The organism is Streptomyces sp. NPDC057963 (assembly GCF_042887155.1).
In the GTDB taxonomy this organism is placed as follows: Bacteria; Actinomycetota; Actinomycetes; order Streptomycetales; family Streptomycetaceae; genus Streptomyces.
Genome location: NZ_JBHVPX010000041.1, coordinates 20,909 through 36,365, shown reverse-complemented (window position 1 = coordinate 36,365; position 15,457 = coordinate 20,909). Strand labels below are relative to the sequence as shown.

Here is a 15,457-nt window from a genome sequence, read left to right as displayed (position 1 = left end):
GACAACTTCTTCGACCTCGGCGGCCACTCCCTCCTCGCCATACGCCTCACCAACCGCATCAACACCACCCTCAACACCCACACCACCATCCACACCCTCTTCCAACACCCCACCATCGCCGACCTCGCCACACACCTCAGTGAATCCCGCCGTGAGCGGCCAGTACTCCGGCGTCGGACCGGTCCGCGTCCGTGACTGTCAATTGCTGGTGACTTTCCGCGTCGTCCAAGGAGTCAGAAGTGTTCGTGCCCCAGATCCTCGTCAAGAGCGAAGAGATCTTCGAACCCGAGTCGCACATTTCGCAGTACGACCGGGCGCGGGAGATCTCCAAATATCTACTGATGCACTACGGCGTGGTCGACGACGTGTTCGAAAGAGCCGATCATCCGCTCGCCGCAGCACACGGCTATCCTCGCCGGCTGTCGGAAGTCCTTCGGGCGAGCGCCCAGTCGACCGGTACCCGTGTCCGTACCGCACTCGATGTGGGATGCAACGTCGGCGGGGTCAGCCATGCGTTGAGCACCTGGGTCGAGGACCGAGTGGTCGGAGTGGACATCAGCCGACGGTCGATCGAGGTCGCCAAGGCCCTGACCATTGGTGGGGGCGGGGTGTTCAGCATCGTGCAGCAGGGGCCGTTCACCAAGGACGTCGAAGTGCGGCTCCCGGACGCGGATACGTGTGCACACGTGGAGTTCGAGGTCGGGGACGGCGCCGACCTGCAGGCGGTCGACGGCACCTTCGACGCCGTGTTGCTGTCGAATGTGGTGGACCGGGTGGCCGATCCGGCGCTCTGCCTGCAACAGTTCGGCGCGTCGGAACGCACTCTGCGCAGCGGTGGACTTCTCATGATCGCTTGCCCGTGGTCCTGGTACCCGGAGTACAGCGCCCCTGGTTCATGGCTGGGGTCCGCGCGGGACGCCACACCTAGCGAGGAGGCGGTCAAGACGCTGTTGGCCAACGACTTCGACCTCGTCACCGAAGTCGACGAGCCATGCGTCCTGCGTCAGAACCCACGCGAGTACGACTACTTCGAAGCACACGTCACTGTGTGGCAGAAGCACTAGCAGGGTCGGGGACCTGGGCTGTTTCCGAGTGCTTGAGGTCCCCGCCACGGCCGACGCAGTCCGCGCCGAAGCCGCACCGCGCGCGTCGCCCAGACGGTCGCTGCAGCGCCGGATCGGCTTGCACAGGGACGACACGGCGGGTCGGATCAGCCCACTGGACGACCCCCGGGCCGCGACACCGATCGGTCGGGGCTGCCATATCTGCGAGCGCCGAGACTGCGCCCGGCCGCCGGCCGGTGGCCTGCTGGCCGTCGACCCCGACCGGCGTACGTACGTTCCTTGTCCGGTGGAGACGGGCAGCGACGGGTGAGGGGCCGGGAGGCTGTTACTTCCGGGCCGCTCACCGTCGCATGGGTAAGGAGTGCCTGAAGCAGGGCGGCCGCTTGTCGACGAAAGCGGTCATGCCCTCCTTCTGGTCCTCGGTCGCGAACACGGCGTGGAAGAGACGGCGTTCGAAGCGGGCGCCTTCCGCGAGGGCCGTTTCAAAGGCCCGGGACACCGCTTCCTTCGCCGTCATCGCGACGGGCAGGGGCATCCCCGCGACGGTCTCGGCGACGGCGAGCGCCTCGCCGAGCAGTTCGTCGGCGGGCACCCCGCGCGAGACGAGCCCGGCCCGCTCCGCCTCCGTGGCGTCCATGGTGCGACCGGTCAGGCACACCTCCATGACCTTGGCCTTGCCCACCGCCCGGGTCAGGAAGAAGTCCCTTCCGTCGACGACCGGTTCGGCGCCGTCGGTGACACCGATGTCCACGTACCGGCGAACCCTTTCGACGGCGTCCCGGCTCACCAGGGGCCCGAAGTCGGCCTCCGCGTCGTCCGATCGACCGATCCGGAGCGTGGCGATGTGCTCCTTGAGCGCGGTGACGAGACGGTCGGCGGTCCCCTCTCCGACGGGCACGGCCACAGAAATCGCCATGCAGCGCTCTCCCGCCGATCCGTATCCGGCGCCGATGAGCGCGTCGACGGCCTGGTCCAGGTCGGCGTCCGGCATCACGATCATGTGGGGTCGTAGACGTCGCCGAGGACGCCGGAGGTACCGGTGGTGTGCTTGCCGCCGATGAAATGTGTGAGTTCACGGACCGTGGATGCCTGCTCTCGTCAGGGGAGATCCGGGGATGGCACGGCAGCCGCCGTCAGGCCCACAGGTGGGCGCACTGCCGGAAAAGCTGTGGGACAGCGAACAGCGGGGCCGGGGCCTCGCAGGTCTACGAGCGCACGATGAGTCGCGTGCGCTCCGCCGGACCACCAGGGTCGTGGGTAGGAGTACGGACCGGTGCCGTGCGTGTCTGCTCCATCCTCGTGGAAAACATGACATACTCCGCGGCCGGCAACCCGGCTCCCGGGTCTCCGTGTGCCGCCCGCCTTCCCGGCAGACCTCGCCAGTGGCGTGTGGATGGCAGCACGCTCACCGGTCACAGTGGCGGGACCGTGCCGGATTCACACCGGCTTCCCTGCACCGCGGACCTTGCCCCCCGTCCATCCACGCTGCGCGCGGTCGCCGACCGGATCCTCGTGGCCGCCATGGACGGCTACCGCCCCGAGGGCGACTGGAAGCAGCGCATCACGGCCCTGGCCTTGCGCGTGAGGGATGCCTTCGGCCATCAGCCCCAGCACGCCGCGGCCTGGGGACGCTACGCGTCAGGCGGCGCCGGTTCCCGGCTGGCCATGGAAGAGACGCTGCAGGCCCTGCGCACGTCGGGACTGCCCGACGAGGAGATCCCGGGGCGCTATCACCGGATCGCGGTCCTCATCGCTGCCTTGATCGCCTCAGAGGCCGCGGTCAGCAGCATCACCCCCGAGGAGCACGAACGGGGCATGGAGCTGTTCCGCGTCGCGGTACTCGGCGCCGACCCTGAACGCTTCCCCGCCCTGGCCCACTCCGCCCGCGACGTCCGCCCCCTCGGGGCGGACGTCGCGCCGCGTTTCGGCTGACCGCCACCACCGCCTTCGCCGCCCCCGGGATGGCAACCGGCATCTGGCTACGGATGAGGCGCTCTCCGCCCCACTGCGACACGACTCCGTAGCGCCGAAGACATCGGCGGACCACCAGCCGCAGAGGCGGGGCTCGATGAGCGGCGGCTGCGCGGCCGGGTCTACGGTCACGACTACGACGGCCCCGACCCGGGCCCGGGGGTGCGCTGGATGCAGACCATGGCGGCGTCGTCGTCCAGGCGCCCGCCCACATAGGCCAGAAGGTCGGCACGCAGGTGGTGAATCACGGCCTGGGGGCTGTGGTGTGTCTGGGAGGCGGCGCGTTCGGCCAGCGGGTAGAAGACTCTGCCGGGGTCCCGGGCTTCTATCACGCCGTCGGTGTAGAGCAGCAGCAGGTCTGCGGGCTCCAGTGTGAAGGTGTCCACCTGGTACTGGGGTGTGGTCAGCTCGCCCAGGCCCAGTGGCGGGGCAGGGCGGGTGGGATTGAGTGCGGTGACCTGTCCGTCGTGCAGTAGCAAGGGGGGCGGGTGCCCGCAGCTGATCATCTCCACCTTCTCGCCCGCGTCGGGGATGTCGATGATCGCGGCGGTGATGAAGCACTCCCCTTCCTGCTCCGACTCGGTGGGTTCGACCATGCTCCAGCACACGCTGTTCTCCAGGTAGGCCATGAGGTCGGGCAGGGAGGATTGACGGTGTGCGGCCGCCCGGAACGCGCCCAGCAGCAGCGCGGCGTCTCCGATCGCGGTCAGGCCCTTGCCCCTCGCATCCCCGATGATCAGCCTGGTGCCGGCCGAGGTGCGAGTGGCCGCATACAGGTCGCCACCGATCTGCGCCTGCTCCTCTGCCGCGAGGTACACCGAGGCCACCCGTAGTGGCCCGATCCGCCGCGGCAGCGGTCTGAGCACCGCTCGCTGCGTGGCCTCCGACACCGTCCGTACCTGCGCCAGCTCACGGCCGTACCGATCCCGCAGCCACCGGAACGCCGTCACGATCGCCGAGACCACCACCACGGCGATGATCTGCGCGCCGATGCTCTCCGTGGTCAGGATGCGGAGCCCTACTCCGACGCCGAACAGGGCCCCCACAGCGATGACTCCGACCACGGCGGTCAGGAGGGGGCCGGCGAAAGAGGCGGTGAGCGCGGGTGCCACGATCAGCAGGGGCCCCAGCGGCACGTCGGACCCAGTCGTTGCATCGGCCAGCACGATGACTGTGATCAGAGCGAGCGGTATCGCCAGCAGGGCGTCGCTGGCCTGCCAGGACTTTTGGCGGAACGAAAGCCGTCGCCGTATACCCATATGCGTGAATTCTACCTGCCGGGGAGCCCCGTAGGCCTGTCCCTGGTCCTGCCCGGAGCGGTTCTGGCCGTGACCGCGCAGCCGGTGAGGCCGCCCTGGGCAGAAGGCCGGCGGCCGGCTTTCGCGCTTCCGCACCTGACCCGGGCCGGCCCTCGACCGGCTGCGCGGGCAAGCCCAAGGCGACCCGAGTCCGCGCACTCATGCGAGAGCTCAGTGGGGTACGGATGAATGGGCTCTGCCGCTGATCTTGTGACGCTCCGGGTCCTATCTGGACCAGGTTCTATGGTCGCCACTCCTCCCGGTAATCGGGGTGCTCGGCGTACGACTGTGCGAGCACGCGAAGGGCATGTCCGAGACCGGGGAAGCGAATGTCGGACGGATCCATTGCCTCGTAATCCCGGGCCAGCATGTGGACGAGGTCGAGCATCGGCAGGTGGCTGTCGAGGAGGGCGTCGGCCCCGAAGCGGTAGGCCACATCGGCATAGGCATGGTTGTCCGCCTCATAGCGGGCGTGAAGGAACTTCAGGAGGTCGTCCATGAAGAGATCTTTGCCCACCTTCGGCGGTGCGGGGGAAGATTCTTGCCCGTCTCAGGGCCGGAGGAGAATGCGAGTGCGGAGGAGATCGAGTTCGGCCCGGCCGTAGCCTGCGTGTTTGATCAGCTTCACCCTCGTGACCTGGCCTTCGACCTGGCCGGAGCTCCAGGTGCTTGACAGGCCGGCGACGACCGCGTCCCGGTCGTGGGGGAGGCCGTCGGCGGACTGCCGCAGAGCGGGTAGATCGTGCTGTCTGTCCTGTTCGATCCATTCGTGCAGGTCTTCGCCGCGGTGCCCGTGCATGAGCACGGCGAAGGCGCGGACGTGGCCGATGGTGGCGACGATCCGGCGGGGCCGGCCGCGGACGTCGGGCATGCCGTCCCGTTCCGCCGGTGGCTTCGGGTCCCCGGGCTGGTGCGTGGCCTGGCGGGCGGTGCGGAGGCAGCCGTAGTGGCTGGTGACGGTCTTCTCCACGGCCTTGGCGAGGTTGTTCCACAGGTGCCGGGCGTCGGCGACCTGGACGGCCTGCGGGGCGGCCGTCCTGGCGGCTTCCGCGTAGGCGGAGGCGCGGTCCCGGCAGATGATCTGCACCTCGGGATGGTCGGCCGGCCAGCGGGCCAGCGGTGCGGCCTCGCGGCCCGGCAGCACATCGATCGGCCGACGGGCCTCCAGGTCGACCAGCAGCGTGGCGCAGGTGTGACCCTTGAGCAGGGCGAAGTCGTCGATGCCCAGGACCCGGACGGACCCCGGCCCGGTCAGCGCGGTGGTCCGCAGCAACCTCGGCAGGGTGTCCTTCGCGGCGGTCATGCCCAGCCTTCGGGCGAGCCGTGCGCCAGGCCGTCCGGCCGGCGCCTGAGAGACGCGGCCGAGGAGGTCCCGCAGCACGGGCGTGTGCCGGGCGTGCGGCCGGGTCAGTCCCGGAATCTGCTCGGCGAAGGTGACACACGGGCACTCGGTCGTCAGGCACTTGAACCGCCGTACCAGCACCACGATCACCACCGGCAGCCCGCCCAACGGCGCGTCCGCGAGCCGACGTTCGTACCGGCCGTGTATTCGGCCGGACCGCCTTCCGCACCCCGGACGCCGCGCCGAACGCGTACGAGATCGTGCACGCAGGAGCGCCGGCACAAGAGCATCCACGCCAAGAGCCGCTGCCCCGGCGAACAGGCCATCACGACAGCCTGCACGTATAAAGTGCCCTCCGCCTGGACCGGCAGAACCCCTCGGCAAGGTTCGTCGTCCCAGGTCAGGAAGGCACTTTCGCGTTCCCGCCCCACCAGTTGCCGACCCAGGCGAAACGGCAAGGCCAGCGCGTAAGGGGCAACTCGCCCACACTCACCGCCCTCTCAGAGCCAGCCGCGCCGGGCCGCCTGGACCCCGGCCTGGAAGCGGGTGGTGGCGCCCAGGCTGGCGAGGAGGACGGAGACACGGCGTACAACGGTGCGGCGGCCCATGCCCAGGCGTCGGGCGATCGCGTCGTCGGTGGCGCCGCTGGCCATGAGGGTGAGGATCTGGCGGTCCCGCGCCTCGATCTGGGTACCAATGCCCGTCGCCGAAACGGGAACGGCAAGCCTCCACAAGGACTCGAACACGTTGGACAGCGCCCGGAAGAGACTGGAGGGACGAATCAGGAGAGAGACGACACCGGGGTGGTCGTCGGCGGCGAGGGTGACCACCGCCAACTCGCTGTCAACGATGGCGAGTTTCATGGGCGGGTCGTCCAGTGTCCGCGCCTGTTCCCCGGCCTCGATCATGCGGGCCATGTTGGGCCCCGCGATGGGGTCGTCGAACGCGGATCCGTGGTAAATGGTGCGGTAGACGACTCCGGCGGCCATGTGCTCACGCTGGATCATCTCCTGCCCGAGGTAGTGGTCGACCGTGCCGGAGTACGGTGGCACGTCGATGGTCCGGAGCTGGTGGCGCGCGGACTGCTGAAGCTGCCGGCTGACAGCGAGGACGCGGGCGGCGTCCTCGACGACCTCCAGCGCGCCGTAGTGACCGGCGTCCCTCCTGGCGAAGCGGTAGAGCTGTTCCAGCTCCGTACCGGCCTGACGCAGGGCCGTCCACCGGGCGGCATCGCGCTGCAGCAGCACCTCGACGACCTGGGTGGGCGGCAGTGCTTCCCAGGATTCCTTCCCGCCGCCGACGTCCGTCGTCATGACGATGCCCTCGGCGGCGAGCTCCTTCACCACCGCTCGCACAACGGTCTCGCACAGCCCGGTCCGGGCCGCCAGCCGGCCGAGGGGCTCACGTGGGTGACCGACCAGGGATCGGTAGACGCGCCCGCGGTCTGTGTCCGGGTCCAACACGTCGCGCACGGCACTCCCTTCACCCGTACCAGGGTCGCCCCGCCCCGCCGCCGAAGCCTACTGCCCGGTGGCGCACGTGTGCCAGTGGCCCAAGTGCGCCACCGCCTCAGTATGGCGCTGTGCCAAGCACTGCGGTGAGAATTCCGGTGTCCGGCAGAACCACCGGTTCCACGGCATCCAGCCCACCCCGAGGACACCCGATGAAACCAGTCCTGCCCGTCCGGCTCCCGCGCGCGAGGGCAGCAGTCGCCGCCCTGACGGCTGCCCTCCTCCTCCTACTGGGAATGCCCTCCGCGCACGCACAGCCCTCGGGTCCGCCGGAGATGGCCGACGGCTACGGTCTGACTCAGTCCGGCTCCGCATACGGCTCCGCCACCAACTTCGTGGTCACCGTGAAGACGGCCCAGGTCGCCGGTGAGCACCGCATCCGGATCCTGCTGCCCGGCGACTACACAACCAACCCCACCAAGCGCTACCCGGTGCTCTACTTCCTGCACGGCGCCTCCGACGACCCGGGCAACCCGAGACTCGCCTACCCCGCCCTCCTCGCGGCCAAGTCGATGATCACGGTCATTCCGGACGGCGGCCGCAGGGGCTGGTACACCAACTGGCTCGACCAGGAGACCGCCGCCGGCGCGCAGAACTGGGAGACCTTCCACATCAACCAGGTGATCCCGTTCATCGACGCCAACCTCCGCACCATCGCGGCCAAGAAGGGGCGGGCCGTCACCGGCCTCTCGATGGGCGGCTTCGGCTCCCTGCACTACGCCCAGGCGCATCCCGAACTGTTCAGCCAGGTCGGGGCGTTCTCCGGCGCGGTCGACCTCTCGAGGGACCACGCTGTCATGCGGGCGGCCGTGGTCGCCACACTCACCAACATCGGCGCACCGCTCTGCGCCTCCAGCGACTCCACCTGCTCGCTCGACTTCGGGCCCGCGGTGTCCAGCGACGCGATCTTCGGCACGCCGTATCCGATCCTCGACGCCGACTGGCGCTGGAACGAGGCGGACCCGTCCACGCACATGGACCGCCTGGCCGGCATGGGCATCTCGCTCTACACAGGCGACGGCAGGGGAGATCCCACCGACCCGGAGTTCTGGGTCAGGTCGGCGGCACAGCACGCCAAGGACCACCTGGACGCACTCGGATACCCCTCTCACTACGTGGACTACGGCAACGGCTCCGGCTGGGGCAGCTGCGACGGCGGCCACAGCTACGGCTGTTGGGCGCAGGACTTCGTTGACTTCGTGCCGCGCCTGGAAGCGGCCTTCGAGTCCGCCTGACCTCCCCCGTTCCCGACAGACAGGGCGACGTACATGATCAAACGACTGGGCACCCTCCTGCTGAGCCTGGCGGTCCTCTGCACCGTCGGGACCGGAGCCGCCCACGCCCAGCCGGGCAAGCGGGTCTTCAACGCGATGCAGATCATCTTCAGCCCGTCGGCGCCTGATCTCTTCTGCACGGTCGGCGCGGTGGGCAACGACAAGTACGGTCACAAGATAGCCATCACGGCAGGCCACTGCCTCAGTGACCCCGAAGGCACATACGCGGACCGCGAGATCCACGACAACGTCGCCCCCGTCTACGACCGGGCGGACACCGGGTTCGGCCCGATCGGATACGTGCGCTACTTCAAAGATCCGGAGGGCTCCCAGACGGGTCACGTGACCAAGGACTACATGGTCATCGAGCTGGTCCCGCAGGTGACGCTCTCCTCACAGGGTCCGTACCTGAAGCAGACGGGCGAGGTGAAGGTCCCCGGCGGGACCAGCAGCCCCAACGCTCTGAACCCCGCGCTCGACAACGAGCGGCTGCTCGCCACCGGCAGCAACGAGATCATCACGTCGGGCCAGACGGGTGTGTGGTACGGGACCGTCGTGGACAACGCCGTCGGCGTCTACCGGTCGCCGGCCGTGAACATGAGGGGCGACTCGGGCGGGCCGGCGATCTGGCACGTACCGGGGACCGCTCTCCCCTCCCAGGCCAACGGCTTCCAGGCATCGGGACCTTGGGCCGGCATCACCAAGGGGATCACCGTGAACCTGCCGCCTTTCCTGTACACCAGCTCGGCGAACATCCTCGCCGACCTGCGTGCCCGTGACGCCGTCACCCCCGCCGGTGTCTTCGGCGCGGGCTTCGAGGTGACCACCAACCCGTAGGGCCGGCCACGGAGAACGTCCGACGTCATCCACACCGGCTCCCTCCATACCCTCAAGGAGGAAAAACCTTGTCCATCGGAATGCTGTCGAGACGCACGAGAACGCCCCTGCTCGGCGTGCTCGCACTGGTGGCCGCACTCCTCTTCTCGGCGCCGCCGGCACGGGCCGACGTCCCCGCGTTCGAGCTCCTTCCGCTGGTCCCGGCCGGTGCGGACCACCAGCAGAGACTCAGGGCCGAAGTGGAGCACTGGACCCTCGCGAAGATGGCCTCCGTCGGCCTCAACCACGAGGACCAGGATGCCACCCCGCCCCCGGGAGGCTGGGACGGCCTCAGCAAGCCGTGGCCGCGGGAGGCGGGACTGGTATCGCGCACCGCGGGCAAGTTCTACATGGCGTACAAGAACCTGGACAATGGTGCCGTCACGGAATCAGCGTGCTCCGGCAACGTAGTGGCCAGTGCCAATCAGAGCGTCGTGGTGACCGCCGCCCACTGCCTGCGTGTCCACACCCCGGTCGACGTGGGCTTCGGGAACATCGTGGTCACCAACATGGCCTTCGTCCCGGGATTCAACGGAGCGAACCTGCCCCGCCACACCACCAGTACGGCGCTCCCCGGCAAGGACATCGCCCCGTACGGGGTCTGGGGAGTGACCCGCGAGTGGTTCACCAACACCTGGAGCCAGAGCGCCGACTGGCTGCTGGGGCACGACATGGCCGCGGTCCTGGTGGCCAGCCCCGATGACCCGCGGCCGATCGGCCAGGTCACTGGCGCCCAGCGAATCGGCTTCAACCAGCCGCAGAACCAGACCGCCCACATCTTCGGCTACCCGACGATCAACGAACGCAACTACTACCGTCCCGGCCACGTCTCCCCGGAGCTCCAGCGGACCTTCGACGGCCGGAACCTCATGGTCGCCCAGGGCACCACCCGGGCCGACCCGGTCTACTACAGCGACGTGATGCCCGGGGCCCTGTCGCCCGGATGCAGCGGCGGCGCCGTGCTGCAGGACTTCGACCCCACCACCGGCGCGGGCCTCCAGGCCGGAGTCTTCTCCCGCTACGACGACCCCGGCCAGATCATCGGCGTCCTCGGCTGGCAAGAGGGCCCCAACATGAGCTCCACCCACTTCGGTGACGAAGAACAGGCCGTCTACGACGCCGCCCAGTCGGCGTCCGTGACGTAGCCCGGCCGGCACCGGACGCAACCATCGAAAGGAGAAGACGTGACGACAAGCTTCGTACCGCCGCGGCAGAAATGGTTCTTGGCCATCGTCCTGTCGATCGCCGGCGTCGCCGGCACCATCATCGGGTCGGCCGGTACGGCCCAGGCCGCCCCCGCACGGCCTGCCCAGCCCTGCGGGCCGGTCATGTTCGTGGTCCCGGGCTATCAGGACGGCGGGGCCCAGAAGCTCCTGGACCCGGCTTTCGCTCCCGAGGGAGCCAACCCGGTCCGCATTCCCTACCCCAACAGTGCCAACGACATCAATCTGTACGCCGATGTCGACGCCGGTGTCGCCAACCTCAGGACGGCGCTCTACAACCTCTACGTCACCTACGGGTGTGACCTCAGCACCAAGGTGTACATCGTCGGATTCAGCCTCGGCGCCCTTGTCGCGGGCACTGTCCTGGAAACCGAACCGCCCGGCCGGAACATCCAGGGAATCCTGTTCGCCGACGGCCGGCGGCAGCCCGGCGAGTCGAACTGGCCGGGCGACCCTGGCGGGCTCGTCGGTCACCTGCCCGTTCCCGGCCCCGGTGGCACCGGCTTCCGCCCGCTCGACGGGTTCCAGTACCCGACGCTGAGCCTCTGCAACGGGCCCAACTCGGCGGGTGGATCGGATCTCATCTGCTTCGGCGGCACCAACCTGGACAGCTACTTCACCTCACACCCCTACTACAGCTTCGACGTGGCCGCGGAACTGAGAATCCACGGCGAAGGCCCCTACCCTCACAACCTGAGGAACCGTGTCATTCCCTAGCCTCGCCGTTTCGGTCGCGATGACCTGACCTCTCCGATCGTCAACTGCTGGACATTCGAGGCGACTTCTGCCTCTTGGGCAGGGCGGAGACCCGGCGCGGTGGTCGGGTTCTCCGTGGCCCTTGAGGCCGTGGGCGGATGGGGCGGGTAGCTGTCAGCCGGCTGGGCGGGGCAGGGGGCGAGCCGCCGCAAGGCCGTGGTCGGTTCGTGTCTCCCGGGCCGGGTCGCGGAGATTCACAGTCGTCGTCGGCGGCTGCCGCGGGTGAAGCGGGCTGCTCTGGCAGCGTCGCGTCGGGCTCCCGCACAACGTGCGCATGCCACCGGACTTGTCTGGGGTTGTCAAGCGAACTGGCTGATCAGCGGCTTGAAGGCCGTTGAGCCACGTTGGGTAAGCAGGCTGAACCAGCGTGAGAGTGCCCCAAGCGGTTCGTTTCGGCCAACTGCTCGCGCAAGAGGTGCGCGGCGGTGTGGTGGCGCACGGGGGTTCAGTGGTCACGCGTGGAGCGTACAGATGACCGCCGCCTGGGAAGGCGGAGGAGACGCCTCAGGAGGGGCCGATAGTCTCAGGGATTCCTGGTTCGGAATATCGCTACGCACGGAGGCCATGATGATGCGGTTGGAACGGGGTTCAAGCCGGCTGTACGGCAGGATGCTCATTCTGGCGGCGGTGGTCCTGCTCGCGGACCAGCTCACCAAACTGTGGGCGGTCTCCGCGCTGTCCGACGGCGAGCGCGTCGCCGCGATCCCCCCTCTGATCCACTTCCGGTTGCTGTACAACGCCGGCGCCGCTTTCTCCATAGGCACCGAGGCGACATGGGTGTTCACCCTGGTGGCGGCAGCGGCAGTGGTCGGCATCCTCTACACCGCACGCCGACTGGCCTCTGCGGGCTGGGCGCTCGTGCTGGGCGCGCTGCTCGGCGGTGCGGTGTCCCACCTGGGCGACCGGCTCTTCCGCAAGCCCGGCTTGGCCCGCGGGCATGTTGTGGACTTCATCGACTACGGCCCGTTCGTGGGCAACGTCGCCGACATCGCGCTCGCCTGCGGGTGCGTCGCGTTGATGCTGCTCAGCTTGCGTGGTGTGGAGCTCGCCAAGGTGCCGGGCGAAGAATCCGCCTGAGGGCTGTCCCATAATCCCTGGTGGATCGGCGTGCGGCGTCGGATGCGGTGCATCGCAAGGCAGAGGGGCGCCCTGATACTGGATGTATTCGGGCGTTCCGACAAAGCGGCGGGTGCCGTAGCCGTCGTCGCACGCCCGCCAGGGACTACGGGACAGCCCTCGGCTTCTCGCCAAGACCACCGGCAGGCCACGCCAAGCGAAACGAGGATCTGCCTCGTGACCCGAGCCGAGTTCACGCTGGAGCGGCCTCCCCGGGGAATCAACCCGGCCAGGCCCCGGCCTGGTTGATGGTTACTAGGGTGGGGTGAAGCGGTTCGCCCCTCCTACGCCGAAGGGCGACCCGCGATCTGGTGGGTGAAGGAGCTCCGGGCCGCCAGGGGGAAGGTGAGGTGCGGGCCGTCTTCCGCAAGCGGTCTCCCGGTACTGGCCCCGCATGATCTCGGCATCTCCGGCCACGTTCCGCAGCGCGGACTCGTCCGTCAGGCAGCAGAGTTCGGCCTGTGTGGCCCGGGGCTCGTGATGGCGCTGACGGTCTCACATGTCATCGTGCGTCGCTCCTCCTGTCTTGGCGGCGACGGCCAGGCGCGGCTCGTCGGCCCTCTCGTTGCCGCCCTCGTCCTTCGGTCGCGACACGTCCTCGATGCCCGGGTGGCGGCGGGCCGATACGACGAGGCAGGCGAGGGCGCCGAGGAAGACCGCGACGGAGGTCCAGTTGTTCAGGCGCAGGCCGAGGAACGTGTGGGACTCGTCGATGCGCAGGTACTCGGTCCAGAACCGGCCGACCGTGTAGGCGGCGACGTACAGGGCGAAGGTCCTGCCGTGACCGAGCGCGAACCGGCGGGCCGCCCAGAGGATCAGTGCGGTGACGCCGATGTCCCAGAGGGCCTCGTAGAGGAAGGTGGGGTGGTAGGTCGCGATGTCGAGCATGCCGGACGGACGGTGCGCGCGGTCGATCTCCAGGCCCCAGGGAAGCGTGGTGGGGCGGCCGTAGAGTTCCTGGTTGAACCAGTTGCCCCAGCGGCCGATCGCCTGGGCCAGGGCTGTGCCAGGGGCGACCGCGTCCGCGAAGGCGGGGAAGGGAATGCGGCGGCGACGGCAGCCGATCCACGCGCCGACCCCGCCCAGGGCGATGGCTCCCCAGATTCCGAGCCCGCCCTCCCACACGTACAGCGCTCGGATCGGCTCGCCATGTTCGCCGAAGTAGGCGTCGGGGCTGGTGATCACGTGGTAGAGCCGTCCACCGGCGAGGCCGAACGGCACTGCCCAGATGGTGACGTCCGCGATGACGCCCTGATCCCCGCCCCGCGCAACCCAGCGCCGGTTGCCGAGCCAGACGGCCACGAACACGCCCAGGATGATGCAGAAGGCGTACGCCCTCAACGGAACCGGGCCGAGGTGGAGGACCCCGGTCGAAGGGCTGGGAAGGTAGGCGAGATCCATGGTCACTCCGTGGGAGGCTCAGTCAGGCGGACTGGTCATCAGGCGTGCACCGAACGACTTCCTGAGACCGATCAGAAGCCCGTCCGGTCGAGCGAGCGCTCAGGGCCGTCGCCCGAGGGCTGCGCCGAGTACGGCGATCCAGATCAGCAGCAAGGGCAGTGAAATGAATGCCGCCGGGGTCAAGGCGGTGGACAGGAGCAGGTAGCCGATGCCGGACGCGGTGATCGTGGCGGCGAGGACCCAGCCGACGACGACCTCCCAACGCCGCAGCAGTGTGCCGTGTCGCGAGGCGACGCAGGCAGCCGCAGCGAGCACGGCGAGCACGAACATCTTGACACCGTCCGCACGCTGGACCGCCTCGAACAGTGTGCCGGTCCTGTCCGGTGACGCCGGGTCAGCTCCAGGTACCGCGATCAATTCCACGACGAGTTGCACCCATGCGAGCGCCCCCGCGACTCTCCCGGCCCATCCGGCCGAGCGAGCCGCAGTGCTGCCGGTACGGCGGGCCCAGTCGAGCAGTCCAGATCCGACGACCACCAGGCCGACAGCCGCCACACCGTGGACGAGCAGCGCCTGGGCCACCGCCTGGACCGGTCGGTCGGCGTACGCGGCCGTGATCCCGGCGTGTGTGTCACCGACTTCGGGTGTGGCTCCCCACGCGGCGGCAAGCCCGAGAATCCATGCCGCGGCGTGTGTGTATCCGGCGGCGCAGGCGGTGATGCCGCCAGCAGGCTCCTTGGCGATTGTGGTCATGCGGTGTCTCCCCCGGTTCTGTTCCGGATTGTCTGGGCGAACGCCTCGCAGCCGGTGCGCCATGCGGCGTCCAGGTCCGCGTCGGGCGGGAAGCGTCCGTCGAGTTCGAGCACGACCATGCCGTGCGCGAATGCCCAGAACGAGCGCGCGACGTCAATGTCGCCGTGCACCGCGCGGGCCAGCGGCGTCGCCGCGCGATCTTCGAGCCCTTCGGGGAGTGCGGTGCGGGCGAGCGGCAGACTGTGGGTGATGCGGTAGAGGTGCGGGCTGGCGAGAGCGTGCCGTCGGTAGGCGCGGGCGAGCACAAGCAGGGGCGGTTCGGCGCCGATCTCGGCTTCGGCGGCCTCCAGTTCCTCCGCCAACCGGGTCATCCCCTGCACCTGGAGCCCGGCCTCGACAGCGGCCTTGTCGGGAAAGTGCTTGTACAAGGAAGGCGCTCGGATGCCGACACGCTCGGCGATGCGCCGCATCGACAACCCATCCGGCCCTTCGGCGTCGAGCAGTTCCCGGGCGGCGGCCATGATCTGCTGCGCACGGTCAACCACGGCGGGCCGTCCGCGCGATCGTGATGCCGGTGGGCCGTCCGGATCCGGAAGCCGGCATCCGAACGATGAGCGGGAACGGGCATGCGGCAAGCCCGGGACGCCGGATTCCCCCGGTGCGCTTCGCAGGATTCCGCGGGGACGGGCCCGGTCCAGCGAGGAACACACGCGCGGCGACGGCCGGCGGCTGGTGCTCCTCCCCGGGGGCCGCCAACGCCCCGGAGGGGAGCACCGGCGCCTCCCCTGCACCCCGGCGGGGTCGGGTCGGGACACTGCCGCACGAGGTACTGCTGGCTGTGACGGTGTTCACTGCGGCCCTCTCACATGGCG

General features: G+C 69.2%; 15 protein-coding genes, 2 pseudogenes and 1 riboswitch. Of the genes and pseudogenes, 9 read left to right on the top strand and 8 right to left on the bottom strand.

Annotated elements, in window-relative coordinates; genetic code table 11:
- From ACFVT1_RS39295 to ACFVT1_RS39285, 3 genes and pseudogenes are all read left to right on the top strand, one after another.
- Positions 1–195 (top strand): phosphopantetheine-binding protein (locus ACFVT1_RS39295; RefSeq protein ID WP_389805147.1); only part of this gene is annotated, 195 nt, incomplete at its 5' end.
- Between the two features lie 44 nt (positions 196–239).
- Entirely contained in the window at positions 240–1,064 is an 825-nt protein-coding gene (locus ACFVT1_RS39290; RefSeq protein WP_389805144.1) for a class I SAM-dependent methyltransferase, read from the top strand.
- Between the two features lie 154 nt (positions 1,065–1,218).
- A pseudogene (locus ACFVT1_RS39285) lies at positions 1,219–1,374 on the top strand (short-chain fatty acyl-CoA regulator family protein); the annotation flags it as partial.
- Positions 1,375–1,404: 30 nt separating this feature from the next.
- Here the strand turns inward: ACFVT1_RS39285 and ACFVT1_RS39280 are convergent.
- Positions 1,405–2,064 carry an aldehyde dehydrogenase family protein gene (locus ACFVT1_RS39280; protein ID WP_389805142.1) on the bottom strand — a complete coding sequence of 220 codons (660 nt, stop codon included), beginning with the start codon at positions 2,062–2,064 and terminating at the stop codon, positions 1,405–1,407.
- Between the two features lie 304 nt (positions 2,065–2,368).
- A riboswitch (cobalamin riboswitch) is annotated at positions 2,369–2,540 on the bottom strand.
- A 9-nt stretch (positions 2,541–2,549) separates the two neighbouring features.
- Here ACFVT1_RS39280 and ACFVT1_RS39275 point away from each other — a divergent pair.
- Positions 2,550–2,996: pseudogene (locus ACFVT1_RS39275) on the top strand (TetR/AcrR family transcriptional regulator C-terminal domain-containing protein); the annotation flags it as partial.
- Positions 2,997–3,169: 173 nt separating this feature from the next.
- On the opposite strand, the gene ACFVT1_RS39270 reads toward ACFVT1_RS39275, so the two are convergent.
- The 4 genes from ACFVT1_RS39270 to ACFVT1_RS39255 all read right to left on the bottom strand — a co-directional run bounded on the left by ACFVT1_RS39270 (position 3,170) and on the right by ACFVT1_RS39255 (position 7,147).
- Positions 3,170–4,294 (bottom strand): PP2C family protein-serine/threonine phosphatase, encoded by a 1,125-nt coding sequence (locus ACFVT1_RS39270; RefSeq protein WP_389805139.1) that lies wholly within the window; start codon positions 4,292–4,294, stop codon positions 3,170–3,172.
- A 280-nt stretch (positions 4,295–4,574) separates the two neighbouring features.
- Positions 4,575–4,832, bottom strand: coding sequence for a DUF6221 family protein (locus ACFVT1_RS39265; protein WP_389805136.1), 258 nt, complete (start codon positions 4,830–4,832; stop codon positions 4,575–4,577).
- Positions 4,833–4,883: 51 nt separating this feature from the next.
- Positions 4,884–6,059 (bottom strand): ISL3 family transposase, encoded by a 1,176-nt coding sequence (locus ACFVT1_RS39260; RefSeq protein WP_389805134.1) that lies wholly within the window; start codon positions 6,057–6,059, stop codon positions 4,884–4,886.
- Positions 6,060–6,175: 116 nt separating this feature from the next.
- Positions 6,176–7,147: a hypothetical protein gene (locus ACFVT1_RS39255; protein ID WP_389805131.1), complete on the bottom strand. Its 972-nt coding sequence runs from the start codon at positions 7,145–7,147 to the stop codon at positions 6,176–6,178.
- 191 nt (positions 7,148–7,338) lie between these two features.
- Here ACFVT1_RS39255 and ACFVT1_RS39250 point away from each other — a divergent pair, with 191 nt between their 5' ends.
- The 5 genes from ACFVT1_RS39250 to ACFVT1_RS39230 all read left to right on the top strand — a co-directional run bounded on the left by ACFVT1_RS39250 (position 7,339) and on the right by ACFVT1_RS39230 (position 12,392).
- Positions 7,339–8,421, top strand: coding sequence for an alpha/beta hydrolase (locus tag ACFVT1_RS39250; RefSeq protein WP_389805128.1), 1,083 nt, complete (start codon positions 7,339–7,341; stop codon positions 8,419–8,421).
- A gap of 33 nt (positions 8,422–8,454) precedes the next feature.
- Positions 8,455–9,297 (top strand): hypothetical protein, encoded by an 843-nt coding sequence (locus ACFVT1_RS39245; protein WP_389805126.1) that lies wholly within the window; start codon positions 8,455–8,457, stop codon positions 9,295–9,297.
- 68 nt (positions 9,298–9,365) lie between these two features.
- Positions 9,366–10,481, top strand: coding sequence for a trypsin-like serine peptidase (locus ACFVT1_RS39240; protein ID WP_389805124.1), 1,116 nt, complete (start codon positions 9,366–9,368; stop codon positions 10,479–10,481).
- Between the two features lie 39 nt (positions 10,482–10,520).
- Positions 10,521–11,276, top strand: a complete 756-nt coding sequence (locus ACFVT1_RS39235) for a hypothetical protein (protein ID WP_389805122.1) — start codon at positions 10,521–10,523, stop codon at positions 11,274–11,276.
- Between the two features lie 609 nt (positions 11,277–11,885).
- Entirely contained in the window at positions 11,886–12,392 is a 507-nt protein-coding gene (locus ACFVT1_RS39230; RefSeq protein WP_389805150.1) for a signal peptidase II, read from the top strand.
- A 534-nt stretch (positions 12,393–12,926) separates the two neighbouring features.
- Here ACFVT1_RS39230 and lgt read toward each other — a convergent pair.
- The 3 genes from lgt to ACFVT1_RS39215 all read right to left on the bottom strand — a co-directional run bounded on the left by lgt (position 12,927) and on the right by ACFVT1_RS39215 (position 15,106).
- Entirely contained in the window at positions 12,927–13,832 is a 906-nt protein-coding gene (lgt, locus tag ACFVT1_RS39225) for a prolipoprotein diacylglyceryl transferase (RefSeq protein ID WP_389805120.1), read from the bottom strand.
- 99 nt (positions 13,833–13,931) lie between these two features.
- Positions 13,932–14,585 carry a hypothetical protein gene (locus ACFVT1_RS39220; protein WP_389805117.1) on the bottom strand — a complete coding sequence of 218 codons (654 nt, stop codon included), beginning with the start codon at positions 14,583–14,585 and terminating at the stop codon, positions 13,932–13,934.
- A complete protein-coding gene (locus ACFVT1_RS39215) occupies positions 14,582–15,106 on the bottom strand; it encodes a TetR/AcrR family transcriptional regulator (protein ID WP_389805114.1) in 525 nt (174 codons plus the stop codon). Before ACFVT1_RS39215 ends, ACFVT1_RS39220 begins: the two co-directional genes overlap by 4 nt.
- Between the last annotated feature and the right edge of the window lie 351 nt (positions 15,107–15,457).

What these genes read in the sequence shown, in the direction of transcription:
- ACFVT1_RS39280 (WP_389805142.1), bottom strand. Translation starts at nt 2,064, where the DNA reads ATGATCGTGATGCCGGACGCCGACCTGGACCAGGCCGTCGACGCGCTC.
- ACFVT1_RS39270 (WP_389805139.1), bottom strand. Translation starts at nt 4,294, where the DNA reads ATGGGTATACGGCGACGGCTTTCGTTCCGCCAAAAGTCCTGGCAGGCC.
- ACFVT1_RS39265 (WP_389805136.1), bottom strand. Translation starts at nt 4,832, where the DNA reads ATGGACGACCTCCTGAAGTTCCTTCACGCCCGCTATGAGGCGGACAAC.
- ACFVT1_RS39250 (WP_389805128.1), top strand. Translation starts at nt 7,339, where the DNA reads ATGAAACCAGTCCTGCCCGTCCGGCTCCCGCGCGCGAGGGCAGCAGTC.
- ACFVT1_RS39245 (WP_389805126.1), top strand. Translation starts at nt 8,455, where the DNA reads ATGATCAAACGACTGGGCACCCTCCTGCTGAGCCTGGCGGTCCTCTGC.
- ACFVT1_RS39230 (WP_389805150.1), top strand. Translation starts at nt 11,886, where the DNA reads ATGCGGTTGGAACGGGGTTCAAGCCGGCTGTACGGCAGGATGCTCATT.
- lgt (WP_389805120.1), bottom strand. Translation starts at nt 13,832, where the DNA reads ATGGATCTCGCCTACCTTCCCAGCCCTTCGACCGGGGTCCTCCACCTC.
- ACFVT1_RS39220 (WP_389805117.1), bottom strand. Translation starts at nt 14,585, where the DNA reads ATGACCACAATCGCCAAGGAGCCTGCTGGCGGCATCACCGCCTGCGCC.
- ACFVT1_RS39215 (WP_389805114.1), bottom strand. Translation starts at nt 15,106, where the DNA reads ATGGCCGCCGCCCGGGAACTGCTCGACGCCGAAGGGCCGGATGGGTTG.